Source organism: Vibrio sp. T13N (genome assembly GCF_032970445.1).
Classification (GTDB): Bacteria; Pseudomonadota; Gammaproteobacteria; order Enterobacterales; family Vibrionaceae; genus Vibrio; species Vibrio diabolicus.
Map to the genome: position 1 here is coordinate 541,266 of NZ_JAWJYE010000001.1, position 13,542 is coordinate 554,807.

Annotated in this window: 11 protein-coding genes; 8 read left to right on the top strand and 3 right to left on the bottom strand. The window is 45.5% G+C overall.

All coding sequences use genetic code 11. From position 1 onward, the window contains the following. Positions 1-159 precede the first annotated feature (159 nt). The 5 genes from R2S67_RS02400 (at position 160) to R2S67_RS02420 (ending at position 7,502) form a co-directional block, all read left to right on the top strand. Positions 160-1,551 carry an HlyD family type I secretion periplasmic adaptor subunit gene (locus R2S67_RS02400; protein ID WP_005392136.1) on the top strand — a complete coding sequence of 464 codons (1,392 nt, stop codon included), beginning with the start codon at positions 160-162 and terminating at the stop codon, positions 1,549-1,551. A gap of 114 nt (positions 1,552-1,665) precedes the next feature. Continuing rightward, positions 1,666-2,349 (top strand): transglutaminase-like cysteine peptidase, encoded by a 684-nt coding sequence (locus tag R2S67_RS02405; RefSeq protein ID WP_005392134.1) that lies wholly within the window; start codon positions 1,666-1,668, stop codon positions 2,347-2,349. 5 nt (positions 2,350-2,354) lie between these two features. Next, positions 2,355-4,268 (top strand): LapD/MoxY N-terminal periplasmic domain-containing protein, encoded by a 1,914-nt coding sequence (locus R2S67_RS02410; RefSeq protein ID WP_031780239.1) that lies wholly within the window; start codon positions 2,355-2,357, stop codon positions 4,266-4,268. Between the two features lie 15 nt (positions 4,269-4,283). Further along, entirely contained in the window at positions 4,284-6,398 is a 2,115-nt protein-coding gene (locus tag R2S67_RS02415; RefSeq protein WP_317342009.1) for a type I secretion system permease/ATPase, read from the top strand. Between the two features lie 510 nt (positions 6,399-6,908). Continuing rightward, positions 6,909-7,502, top strand: coding sequence for a mechanosensitive ion channel family protein (locus R2S67_RS02420; protein WP_268978527.1), 594 nt, complete (start codon positions 6,909-6,911; stop codon positions 7,500-7,502). 300 nt (positions 7,503-7,802) lie between these two features. On the opposite strand, the gene R2S67_RS02425 is transcribed toward R2S67_RS02420, so the two are convergent. Continuing rightward, entirely contained in the window at positions 7,803-8,141 is a 339-nt protein-coding gene (locus R2S67_RS02425) for a hypothetical protein (protein ID WP_104973199.1), read from the bottom strand. 231 nt (positions 8,142-8,372) lie between these two features. On the opposite strand from R2S67_RS02425, the gene R2S67_RS02430 reads away from it, so the two are divergent. Then, on the top strand, positions 8,373-8,957 hold the full coding sequence (locus tag R2S67_RS02430; protein ID WP_048625492.1) for a flavodoxin family protein: 585 nt from the start codon (positions 8,373-8,375) through the stop codon (positions 8,955-8,957). 63 nt (positions 8,958-9,020) lie between these two features. Here R2S67_RS02430 and R2S67_RS02435 read toward each other — a convergent pair whose 3' ends face one another. Continuing rightward, positions 9,021-10,646 carry an ABC transporter substrate-binding protein gene (locus tag R2S67_RS02435; protein WP_317342012.1) on the bottom strand — a complete coding sequence of 542 codons (1,626 nt, stop codon included), beginning with the start codon at positions 10,644-10,646 and terminating at the stop codon, positions 9,021-9,023. Positions 10,647-10,787: 141 nt separating this feature from the next. Between R2S67_RS02435 and mpaA the strand changes: the two genes are divergently transcribed. Next, on the top strand, positions 10,788-11,498 hold the full coding sequence (gene mpaA / locus R2S67_RS02440; RefSeq protein WP_015313722.1) for a murein tripeptide amidase MpaA: 711 nt from the start codon (positions 10,788-10,790) through the stop codon (positions 11,496-11,498). A 19-nt stretch (positions 11,499-11,517) separates the two neighbouring features. Here mpaA and R2S67_RS02445 read toward each other — a convergent pair whose 3' ends face one another. Next, a complete protein-coding gene (locus tag R2S67_RS02445) occupies positions 11,518-12,369 on the bottom strand; it encodes an SIS domain-containing protein (protein WP_317342016.1) in 852 nt (283 codons plus the stop codon). 242 nt (positions 12,370-12,611) lie between these two features. On the opposite strand from R2S67_RS02445, the gene murQ reads away from it, so the two are divergent. Next, positions 12,612-13,514: an N-acetylmuramic acid 6-phosphate etherase gene (gene murQ, locus R2S67_RS02450; RefSeq protein ID WP_317342018.1), complete on the top strand. Its 903-nt coding sequence runs from the start codon at positions 12,612-12,614 to the stop codon at positions 13,512-13,514. Positions 13,515-13,542: the final 28 nt, after the last annotated feature.

A 13,542-nucleotide genomic window follows, 5' to 3' on the forward strand; every position in this document is an offset into this window, starting at 1 on the left:
GTATCTCCACTTTTCTTTTGCTAGAGAAGCATTGAAAACGCTCATTCGGAGAGAGAATGGTCTTCGTCTCATATTTTTATTCGCCGAGCATACTGACATGATCGGTTAATAATAATAAGATCAAAAAGATAATCAGCATTTATATAAGCAGGGACTGTGATGAGCCGAGATAACTACAACAAACTCAACAATGAAGAGTTGGATTTTGTTGACGACAAAACTGCAGCATTGCTCCTCAACACCCCCAACAGCGCACGTTTGATGCTCTGGGTGATGGTGTTGTTTTTTATTGCTGCAATAGGCTGGGCATCTTGGGCTGAAATCGACCAAGTCACTGTTGGTCAGGGAAAAGTCATTCCTTCTTCACAGATTCAAGTTGTCCAAAACTTAGAAGGTGGCTTAGTCAAAGAAATTTTAGTCAAAGAAGGTCAGTTGGTTGAAAAAGGTCAGCAGTTGCTTCTTATCGATGACACTCGCTTTCGCTCTGATTTTCGTGAGCGTGAACAACAAGTTGCCAACCTAACTGCGTCTGTGCTGCAACTCTCAGCTTCAATCAACAGTGTTGCCGTGAATCGTGATTTTGAAACGGAAAACTGGCGCCAAAGCGTAGTACTCGATTATGGCAAACTGACCTTTCCGCCAACTTTAGAAGAAACTCAGCCGAAACTCACTCAGCGCCAGAAAGCAGAGTACCGCGAAGATTTAGACAATTTACGCAACCAACTTTCGGTGATTGACCAACAAGTTCAGCAAAAGCAGCAGGACTTAGTAGAGATTGAAGCGCGAGTAAGGAACTTACGTCAAAGCTATCAATATGCAAAGAAAGAATTAGACATCACCAAACCGTTGGCTGATGAAGGTGTTGTACCTCGTATTGAATTACTCAAATTACAACGCCAAGTCAACGACACCCGCCGCGAAATGACTTCCAGTGAGCTCAAAATCCCGGTACTAAAGTCAGCAATTCGAGAATCTATGCTTAATCGCATCGATGTTGCGCTCAAATTCCGCTCTGAACAGCAAGAGAAACTCAATAGCGCCCAAGACCAGTTATCTGCCTTGGTTGAATCAGCAGTGGGTTTAGAAGATAGAGTTAATCGAACCGTTGTGAACTCGCCAGTAACAGGCAAAATCAAAACGCTGAACATCAACACCGTTGGGGGTGTTATCCAGCCAGGCATGGATATCGTCGAAATTGTACCAACTGAAGATACGTTATTAGTAGAAGCGAAAATTGCGCCCAAAGACATTGCATTTTTGCGCCCGGACCTACACGCCATCGTGAAGTTTACGGCTTACGACTTCACTAAGTACGGCGGCTTAGAGGGTGAATTGGAGCACATCAGCGCAGATACAACCCAAGATGAAGAAGGAAATAGCTTTTACATCGTTCGTGTCCGCACCGATAAAACGAATTTTGGTCAAGATGCAGATTTACCAATCATTCCAGGAATGACGGCATCGGTCGATATCATCACAGGGAAGCGAACCGTTTTGGAATATCTACTTAAACCGATTTTAAGTGCCAAAACGAACGCCTTGAAGGAGTAAATCACACCAAGGTACTCACAACGGCGAGTATTGAGCGATAAGTGACTAAATAAAAAGCACTTGTTTCTCACTGACGAACCCTTTAGAAGAGTATACTTGTGATATGAGTCGAATATGCGATCCAATTTGAAGCGTAAAGTTACATTATTAATCAGTTTAAGTTGTTTTTCGTTCCAAATTGGTGCGTTAAGCAGTAAAGAACAACAATGGGTCAATACGGTCACAGCGGTGTACGGCGAACGTGCGGGATTGCGCGTAAATACATGGCGAAAAAACCTCGACTTATTTAAACAATTAGAGACACATGAACAGCTCGCTGGCGTCAACGACTTTTTTAACCAGCTGTATTTTGTTGACGACATAAAACTGTGGGGAAAGACAGATTATTGGGCTACGCCACTCGAATTTTTAGGGAGTAATGCAGGGGATTGTGAGGATTTCACCATCGCCAAGTACTTCTCGTTACTCGAGCTAGGAATACCAGATTCTAAGATGCGTTTGATCTACGTAAAAGCCATCGAACTGAATCAGTTTCACATGGTATTAGCTTACTACCCAACCCCAAGCTCTGAGCCGCTCATTCTCGACAATATCAACCCTGATATTGTCCGAGCCTCTAAACGTAGCGACTTGCTACCGATATACAGTTTTAATGGTACAAACCTGTGGTTGATGAAGTCTTCTGCTAGCACTGGAGAGCTGGCAGGGAAAGCATCACGGTTGAGCCTTTGGAATGACTTACGCTCGCGCGAACGTAAGTTGCAGTTAAATAAACCTAAAATTAACTATGACGAGTGAGAAACATGACCCTATATAAGAAGCTTGTAGTGGGAATGGTTACGGTCTTTATACTCTTGTTGGCATCAGTATTCGTAATCCAATTCAACACGACTCGAGACAGCTTGGAACAACAGCAACGTTCAGAGGTCAACAACACCATTAACACCGTAGGTTTGGCATTGGCTCCTTACCTTAAAGACAAAGATAAAGTCGCGGTAGAATCCGTGATTAATGCTCTGTTTGACGGCAGCACCTACTCGGTTGTTCGCCTGACCGCTTTAGATTCTGACTACCAAATCGTGCGCACTTACCCGGTAAAACCAAGTACGGTGCCACAATGGTTTATCGACATGAATCTATTCAAAGCCATTCACGATAAGCGCGTAGTAACCAGTGGTTGGATGCAACTTGCTGAAGTGGAAATCATTAGCCACCCAGGAGCAGCTTACGAGCAGCTCTGGCAAGGCTTTATTGGTTTGTTATCTGCGTTCAGTGTCATTTTCCTGGCTGGTTTAATTGCGATTTCGTACATCCTCCGTCGCTCACTAAAACCATTAGCGGCCATCGTGAAGAAAATGCATGAAATCGCTAATAACCAATTTGGTGAACCACTTGCTCGTCCAAGAACCAAAGATCTGATCGCGGTCGTAGATGGCATTAACATGATGTCTGCTCAAATTGAGCTGTCATTCAAAGAGCAAGCGAAAGAGGCACAACGACTGCGTGCTCAAGCTTACCTAGATCCTATCTCCAAACTGGGTAATCGCTCGTTCTACATCAACCAAATCGACCAATGGTTGGCAGAGCAAACGCAAGGGGGTATCGCGCTACTCCATGCAGAATACATTGGTGACATTTACGAGACAAAAGACTACCAACGCGCCGATGCCCACGTAAAAGAGTTGTCTCAACGTCTGAAGAACACCATTGATGTGCCGGGAGCTACCATTGCACGCCTGTCTAGTGATGAATTTGGTCTGCTTTTCCCACACATGGATGAAAGCGAACTACGCATTTTGGCGGACAGCATCGTGAACTGCGTTAACGGGTTGAACACTGATCCAACCGGTCTAGCCAAACCAAAAGCAGCCTTAGGTGTTGCGCATAGTAAAGACCAAAAAACGCGCTCTGAAATCTTATCTATGGTGGATAATGCTCTCTCGAAAGCAAAAGCTCAACCAGACAAAGCTTACGGCTTTATCGGCAGTGACACACCTTCTAACTTAATGGGTAAACAGCAGTGGAAAGCGCTGGTTGAAGAAGCGATTCATAGCGATTGGGTTAAATTCCGCTTCCAAGCAGCGAAGAACACTTGGGGTAAAGTGTTCCATAACGAAGTGTTCTCAAGCATCGAAAAAGAGGGCGAAACGTTCCGTGCCAACCAATATTTATTCGCACTAGAGCAGCTAGACGCCACCAATATTTTCGACCAATACGTTATTGAGTCGATGATTAAGATGCTGGAAAGTGGCGAGCTAACCGATCCTGTCGCGATCAATATTGCGCAAAGCAGCTTGTCTCAGCCATCGTTCATTCGCTGGACCACCAGCATGTTGGAAAAACACGCAAAAGTGGCCTCTAAGCTACACTTTGAAATTCCAGAAGAGTGTTTTATTGATCAGCCTCACCACACGGCGCTGTTATGTAATGCCATTCGCCAATCCGGGGCTGAGTTTGGCGTAGATAACTATGGACGTAACTTCCAGTCATTGGAGTACATCCAAGAGTTCCGCCCTAACTATGTGAAGCTTGATTACCTATTCACACACAACTTACACGACGAAAAACAGAAATTCACGCTAACGTCGATTTCTCGTACTGCCCATAACCTAGGCATTACGACTATCGCGTCGCGTATTGAAACTCAAATCCAGTTGGACTTCCTCACCGAGCATTTTGTTGAGGTATTCCAAGGATTCATCGTCGACAAGGAATAAAAAGGTTTACCACAGATGAAAGACCCTTTACTGAATTCGCTCATCTACGTTAGCCGTTACTATGGGTTAGCTAACTCGCCAGAAGCGCTGGTCAATGGCCTTCCGCTTTCAGACGGCAAGCTAACTCCATTTTTGCTACCAAGAGCAGCGGAAAGGGCCGGATTGGTTGCCAAGGAAAACCGTGCAGAGCTGGAGAACATCTCCAGCCTGATTCTGCCGGCAATCTTAGTTCTTAAAGGCGGTGACTCATGCGTTCTCAACAGCATTAACGCGGAGACACGCGAAGCCGAAGTCACCACCTTAGAAAGTGGAATGGTGCCAATCTCCATTCCATTAGAAGACCTACTTGAGCAGTACACTGGTCGCTACTTTTTAGTTAAAAAGCAATTCCGTTTCGATGAGCGCTCTCCCGAGGTGCTCAAAACCAACGAAGGTCACTGGTTTTGGTCAACCTTGTGGCAGTCAAAACGTATCTACCGCGATGTTTTAATCGCCTCACTTCTCATCAACCTCTTTGCCGTTGCCGCCCCGCTGTTCACTCGCTTGGTGTACGACAAAGTGGTACCGAATCTCGCGTTTGAAACCTTATGGGTATTGGCAAGCGGCATCTTTGTTGTCTTTCTATTCGATTTCATACTCAAATCGTTGAGAAACTACTTTATTGATGTCGCAGGAAAGAAGTCTGACATTCTGATTTCCTCCAAACTGTTCAGCAAAGTGATGGGCATCCGAATGGAGTCCAAGCCGCCTTCGGTCGGCGCATTCGCTCGCCATCTTCAAGAGTTTGAATCTATTCGAGAATTCTTCACGTCTGCAACCGTCAGTGCCCTAATTGACCTGCCTTTTGCCATTCTGTTCTTGGTGATTATATGGCTAATGGCTGGCGATCTTGTGTATGTTCCAATGGTCGGCGTGGTCATTTTGATTGTTCATTCACTGCTGATTCAAGGACCGCTGCGTCGCTCTATAGAGGAAGGGTCACGCTTAGCATCGCAAAAATACGCCAACTTAATTGAGAGTCTAGCGGGGCTAGAAACCGTAAAAATGCTCAGCGCGCAAAGCCAATTCCAATACCGTTGGGAAGAAGCGGTGGCGCACATGGCGAACTGGAACATCAAAAGCCGCCGCATTACCGACAGCATCCAGAATGCGGCAGGCTTCGTGCAGCAAAGTAGTAACGTTGGGATGATCATTCTCGGTGTTTATCTGATTGCAGAAGGCGAACTCACCATGGGTGGCTTAATCGCCGCAACCATGTTGAGTGGTCGCGCCATAGGGCCTTTGGTTCAGTTGTCTTTGCTCTCAACGCGCTACAACCAAGCAAAGTCTTCTATGACGATTATCAATCAAGTCATGGAAATGCCGGACGAGCAAGAAGAAGGGAAACGCTATATCCATCGCCCAATCATCCAAGGTAAGATTGAAATTGATCGCGTAACGTTTCATTACCCAGACTCTCCTGTCGCGTCTGTACGTAACATTTCTCTCACGATAAATCCTGGAGAAAAAGTCGCGATAATCGGTCGGATTGGTTCGGGTAAGACAACGTTGGAGCGCTTGATTATGGGCTTGTATAAGCCAACAGAGGGGCACGTACGTATCGATGACACTGATATTGCACAGCTTCACCACGTTGATGTTCGACGTAACATCGGCTGTGTGCCTCAAGATTCGAATCTATTCTTCGGTTCGATTCGCGACAATATTACCTTGGGTCGTCCACTAACAGATGACCGAGACGTGCTTGATGCAGCAAACCGTGCAGGCGTGACCGCATTTACACAATCGGATCCAGCTGGTTTAGAACGTCAAGTTGGTGAAGGTGGTACGATGCTTTCTGGTGGTCAACGTCAAGCCGTCACGATCGCTCGTGCATTTTTGGGCCGTCCTCCCGTCCTACTTATGGATGAACCGACCAGCGCGATGGATAACCGCTCTGAAATGCATATTAAGCACCAGCTATCTCAGCTCAAACCGAGCGAAACATTGATACTGATTACGCATAAAACGTCGATGCTCGACATCGTTGATCGAGTAATTGTGATGGAGAAAGGCAGCATCATTGCTGATGGTCCTAAAGCGCAAGTGCTGAATGACCTGAAGCAAGGCAAAGTACGTGCGGTTAGCTAACCGAAATTAGCATTTATAAAAGAGAAAGGCCCCGTTTGACTCATGTTTAACGGGGCTTATTTTATTGAGAATCCAAGATAGTTAAGCTCTTCAAGCGCTATCCAAACGAGCACTAGCCCCACAATCACTATCAACATCATAATCGCCTTTTCATCTTCTTCCATTTGATAGATATCCTAGCAAGCCATTTCACTCAACACGTCTTAGGTTATCAGGACAAAAATCATATTCAGCACGTTTATACGATCCTAGCCTCATACAATACCGGATATGAGATACAGCTCAAACATTAAACACTTTAAAACCGCATCAACTTTGGTTGAATATATGCGGTGAGCGCAAACAGAAGCAAAGCTCTGCACACTATTGATAAAACTCTACAACTCTCCGTAGGTTCTAGGGCGAAATTCCTAGGTAGAGAGACGAAAAATGGAGAGAGAAAATTTGTGATTACTTACATCAGAAAATCAGCTATAACAGCGGTTTTCTTAATATCGTCGAGTTGAAGAAATGAATGATTGGATCCATCTAGATCAAGTGAGCCAGTATTTCACCGCTGGCTCTCTCGGGTACAAAGTCTTAATGGGCATTATTGTCCTGATTGCTTATCGCATTCTGAAGAGAATCGTCAATCGAGCCATTTTAAACTTAGCGACCTCAAAAGGTGTAAAAAAGGCCCGCCTGAGTTTTATTCAGCGTTGTTTTAACGTCGTGCTTTTATTTTTAACCGCGTCTGTTTTTGCCATTATCACCGGTATTGGCTATGGTGATGTGTCATTGTTCCTATCGTCCATTTTCGCCGTATTGGGTGTAGCGTTTATCGCGCAATGGTCAATTCTGAGCAACATCACTGCCAGCTTTTTGATCTTTTTTGTCTTCCCATACCGAGTGGGCGATCGCATCAAAGTCGTAGACAAAGACGAAGACATCAGCGGCGAGATTCAAGAAATCAGTATGTTTCACGTGTTAATTAAGCACGACAACGGAAACTTGATCACTTACCCAAACAACCAGATTTTGCAAAAAGCAGTGCTAAAGCTGGCAAAAAGCAAGCCAGAGCCAAGTAAAGCAAAATCTCGGATTTATACTCGCAGAAAGAAATAACCCACTAAAAAGCCGATGTATCTACATCGGCTTTTTAATATCACTTGGTAGTCACAAATAACCCAAAGTTAATGGAGAACAACAGTGAAGAGACAAAACGTATAAGCTGAAGGTCACCACTGTATTCTTTCATGATAAAAACATGACACATCGCCGAAACCAAAAGCGCCACTTTAACCAAAGGAAGCTTCTTATTTACGAACCTTAAATAAATACAAAAAATAGAGATGGTGCAAGCAAAGAAAAAATCGTCACTAGTTCCATCTTCCTTAAAATACAAGGACATGGTTTTAGTTAAGCTTATATTTTTAGCTTCATTATGAGCCACCCACTAATATTTAGCGAGATAAGGGCAGAAAAGAGGTAAAAAACAAGACTGACCGAAACAAAAAGTAGTGCATGCACTTTTTCTTCTAAGCTCTCTGGATGAACATTCATATCCACATCAAACACCCCCGCTATAAAGTGTGCAAATACCGTGGAAGAGGCTGTAGAAAGGCCTCCTACCATAATGATAATAATCCCTCGCCTTAAGAAACGATGAAATGTACTTTTCCCGCCTTGGATCAGGTCTGAGTTTACATATTTTAATCTATTTTTCCGCCTATTAATCATCACTAGTATCGGTACCTTTATCATTGTTTCCAAGAGAGTTTTCTACATTTTTAAGATCTTCCTTTAACGCTTTTATACACGATATTCATCGTCGTTGCATTCACTGTAGTTATGCCGTCGGCTTACCCTATAAGAAAGCTCTTTAGATACCAATTCGTACTTTATCTATCTCAAATCTCTTCTTGACCTCAACTTAGCTTGAGGTTTTAGCCTTAGTCGCACGATTAAAAATCAACAATGAAAAAAGGAACCATTGTGTCCAAAATTGCGATTATTTATTTCTCTAAAACCGACGTTACTGGTCAGCTTGCTCGCGCGATTGCCGCAGGCGTTGAACAACAAGGCATTAAGCAGCAAGATGACTGTGAAATCCTCTCTCACCGAATTGAAGGCAGTGAGATTATTGAGGGACGTTTTGTGAACCCTAAACTAATGGATGAACTTGCTGAGTGTGATGCGATTATCTTTGGCTCACCGACCTATATGGGCGGTGTAGCAGCGCAGTTTAAAGCATTTGCAGATGCAAGCAGTGAATCTTGGTATTACCAAAAATGGGCGAGCAAAATCGCGGCTGGCTTTACCAGTGGTGGGGCAATGAATGGCGACCAATCTTGCACATTACAATATCTACAAACGCTCGCTAACCAACACGGCATGATGTGGGTCGGGTTGGATAAGATCAGCAATTCTGGGGAGCAAAACCTGAATCGTTATGGTGTACAAGGTGGTATTGTTGCACAAGGTGGTGAAGGTGGTCAGTTGCATGCTTCTGATGTTGCAACGGCGGAGTATCTTGGCAAACGAGTCGCAATGCTAGTGGACAAGCTCTCCGCTCGCTAACAATAAAAAGAAGCCCCGTAAGACACATCTTCGGGGCTTCGTATTTATCGCTTGTTTTGAGCGCTACTTCTTGATGTAGAGATCTTTCGAGTAGATGCGCCCTTCTACGTTGTTCTTTGCAAAGCCACCCACGGTTGGACGAACCAAACGCGCTTGCATGTAATAATAGATTGGCGCAATGGGCATATCTGCCGCCAGCAACCGTTCAGCTTGGTCGTAAAATCCTTGGCGCGCTTTCTCATCGGTTGCAGCCAATGCACTGTTCATCGCGTTGTCGTACGCTGCATTGCTGTAACGTGCAAAGTTACCCGAAGAACCTGAGCGAAGTAAGCTCAGGAAAGTAGACGCTTCATTGTAATCACCGCACCAGGAAGCACGCATCACATCGAAATTGCCTTGTTTACGCGCCACTAAGTACGACTTCCACTCTTGGTTTTCTAACTCCACGTTTGCACCGAGATTTTTTTGTAGCATCGACGCTATCGCAACCGCGATCGATTTGTTTGCCTCACTGGTGTTGTACAGCAATTTAAAATCGAGCGGCTTGTCTTTGCTGTAACCCGCTTCTTTTAACAACTGACGCGCTTTCTCGTCACGTTGTTGTTGACTCCACTTACTGTATTCAGGCGGCGTCGCATCAAACCCGGCGGTGTACTGATGCGCAAAGGTATAAGCAGGAAAGTTGCCCACTTGCGTGACACCATTCGTAATCACATCACGCATGATGGAGTACGACACCGCTTGACGCACTCGCGCATCATCAAATGGCGGACGAGTGGTATTGAACGCGTAGTAATACGTGCACAGTAATGGCACCACCGTGTAAGCCTGCTTGTAATCTTGTTTAAGCTTCTGCGCCATATGAGTCGGCACATCTGACGTGATATCCAGCTCTCCTGCCGCATAACGATTGATCGACGCGTTTTGGTTTTCAAACGGAATGTAAGTCACTCTGTTTAAATGCGTATCTGCGCTGTCCCAGTAACTTGGATTCTTAACCAGTTCAATGCGCTCATTCACGACCCACTTATCCAATGTGAATGCACCGTTGCTAACAAATTGGTCTGGATCGCTCCACGGCTTGTCGCGGTTTTCCACTGTCGCTTGATGCACTGGCATCATGGACGTGTGCCCAGTCATAGCAACAAAGTACGGTACTTGACTGTCCAACTCAAAACGTAAGGTGTATTTATCCACCGCCACGATACCGAGATCGTCCAAAGGCTTTTTGCCCTCTGCCACATCGGCGATGTTTTTGATCTTGGTGAGTTTGAGATACCAAACATTTGGAGAAGCGGTCTTCGGGTCCACCGCTCGGCGCAGTGAATAGACAAAATCATCCGCCGTCACAGGCTCGCCATTCGACCATTTCGCTTCTTTGCGCAAGTGAAAAACAAAGGTTAGGTTGTCCTTGGTTTCCCACGATTCCGCCACACCGGGAATGATGTTTCCGTCACGATCTTGAATCACCAGCCCTTCAAATAAGTCACGAATCACGTGCATTTCTGGCAGACCTTCGGCTTTTGCCGGATCAAGCGTTGCCGCCTCTGCGTCATTCGCACGTACCAAATGTTGCTCTGCGGCGAGTTGAACGCCGTTAGGTAAGGTATCTGCAACGACAGATGCAGATAGAAAAGGGGTGAATAAAGAGGAAATCAGCAACGCCGTTGAATGTTTTTTAAAATCCATATCGTTTTTCGTTCTCCTAACGCGTCTTGTGAAGCAAGCGCCACAATTAACATTTCAACCGTTGACGAGTTTAAACGGTTCGGTTTAGCTAGGTTTAATTAGCTTAGATATTGATATTACTTCATCAATCAGGAGATTACGGTGAGTCTAATTCCAAGAACGGAAAGAGCGGCATTTTTAATTCGGCCAACAACATACGGTCATTCCGTGCTTGGTGCGCCATTACTGTATTTTCCGGCGCAAGTCGAAAGTGCTTCGCGAGGTTTGATTTTGGCAGGCACTCACGGGGATGAGACAGCCTCGATTGCAGGTTTGTCCTGTGCGCTAAGAAGCTTGCCAGCTAAAAACTTACGACATGATGTGATTCTGTCAATGAATCCTGACGGCAACCAGCTAGGCACACGTGCAAATGCAAACCAAGTGGATCTCAATCGCGCGTTTCCAACCCCAAATTGGACAGAGCATGGCACCGTGTATCGATGGAGCTCTCACACACCCGTTCGAGACGTAAAGGTGAAAACAGGCTCTAAAAACCAGCTAGAGCCAGAAGTTGGCGCATTAATTAACTTGATTGAACTACGTAGGCCAAAGTTTGTGGTGTCATTTCATGAACCGCTTGCGTTTGTGGATGATCCCAAACATTCCAACCTTGCCAAATGGCTCGGCGAGCAGTTTCAACTGCCAATCGTTGACGATGTCGACTACGAAACACCCGGCTCATTCGGCACTTGGTGTAGTGAACGTGATTTACCTTGCATCACGTTGGAATTGCCCGCGATTTCTGCCGATCTCACCATTGAAAAGCATCTGTCCGCTTTTATTGCTTTACTGATGCACGATCCGGATCTTTAGTCCGCGGTTGTTTGAGCGATCATGTGAGGATCTGTTTGATGTCGGTACTGATATCGCTGATCAACTGACGTGCACTTTCGTCTCTTTGCTGAACCAAGATGATAAACAGCAAATCGGTGATCACGTTTTGCGCGGTGCGCGAAGCAATGGATGAGCTGCGATGTTCCGTTTCATTGGCAATCGTATTAAACGTAATATCGGCAATACCGCGCAAGCGACTTCTCCCAGGAGCAGATAACGCAATTACCTTCGCGCCCTGCTCTTTTGCCGCTTCTGCTGCGACGAGAATTTCTTTGCGTTCGCCTGAATACGAAATCGCAATCTGCACATCTTCTGAAGAGAGGGTACGAGCAACAGCAATCTGCACGTGGCTGTCTTGTTCGGAAAGCGCCGTAATACCGAGTTTAAGCAGTTTAAAGCTTAAATCCTTCGCGGTCAGGGCTGAGCCCCCAATCCCGACCACTTGCACTCGACGCGCTTCACTCAACCATTTCACCGCTTGGTGACACGCTTCAAAAGACAGCGCATTGGTGGTTTGAAACATAGCGTCGGTTTTCGCTTTCACCAGTTTCTGTGAAATAACCGCGATGGGATCATCTGCCAAAATATCACTGTGCAACGGTGTCGACTGCATCGCATGCTTACGGCCAATCTCTTCATTCAGAGCTAACTTAAACTCGCTGTAGCCTTTAAAGCCAATACGCTGAGTAAATTTTACAATGCTCGATTGACTCACTTTTACTTGCGCCGCAAGTTCTTGGCTAGTGAGCAGCGCCGCCTTTTCTGCGTTTTCAACAATCCAATCGCCGACCAAACGACCACTTTGCGAAAGCTGAGTACGCCTCGCGACTATCTTATTGACAACTGACACAACAAAAACCTCAAAAAATTTAAATAATTTATTCCAAAACAAAAATAATTGGAGTTTGACTTAACCCCATGATTACTCTAACCAAGCCAGTTTATACCGGATGTAATGGACGTATATTTTCTCTCATTATTCCAAATTTCTCCTGCACAAAGAATAACCTCAAGTGTGATTTTTATCACCAAAACAGAATATTTTATTCCATAGAATCGCCCTCAGATTGAACATTACGAAGAGTGTAAAACATGAAAATTGATTTAAGCCGATTGGTGACAGAAAGCCGTAATCCAGCCAGTGCAGAGATTGATACGCTTTCGACCATCGAGATGCTGCAAGTCATTAATGAAGAGGATCAAAAAGTCGCGCTCGCGGTCAAAGCAGTGCTACCACAAATTGCAAAGGCGGTTGATGCGATTACCCAAGCTTTTACAAATGGTGGCCGCTTAGTTTACATGGGAGCTGGCACATCAGGCCGCTTAGGCATTCTTGATGCGAGCGAGTGTCCTCCAACCTACGGCACGCATCCAGACATGGTGATTGGCTTAATTGCTGGTGGACATCAGGCGATTTTGAAAGCGGTAGAAAATGCAGAAGACGACGCGCAAATGGGTCAAGACGACTTAAAAGCACTTCACCTCACCAGCCATGACGTGGTTGTAGGCATTGCAGCGAGTGGCCGTACACCTTATGTACTTGGTGGTTTGGAGTACGCTAAATCCATCGGAGCTACGACCGCATCTATCGCCTGTAATCCAGAATGTGCCATGGCAAAAGCGGCCGACATCGCGATTCTGCCGATTGTTGGCGCAGAGGTCGTTACTGGATCTTCTCGCATGAAAGCCGGCACCGCACAAAAACTGGTGTTAAACATGCTCACGACAGGCGCAATGATTCGTAGCGGTAAGGTATTTGGTAACTTAATGGTGGATGTAGAGGCCACCAACGCCAAGCTCATCCAACGCCAAACCAACATTGTTGTAGAAGCAACTGGCGCATCAAAAGAAGAAGCAGAGCGAGCATTAAATGCCTGCGCTCGCCACTGCAAAACTGCCGTCTTAATGATTTTGGCCGATTTGGATGCCGAACAAGCCAAATCACGGCTCGCCGCGCACAACGGTTTTATTCGCGCAGCACTAAATAATAACTAAATAATCCGAGTTCTGAAGGATAGACCCT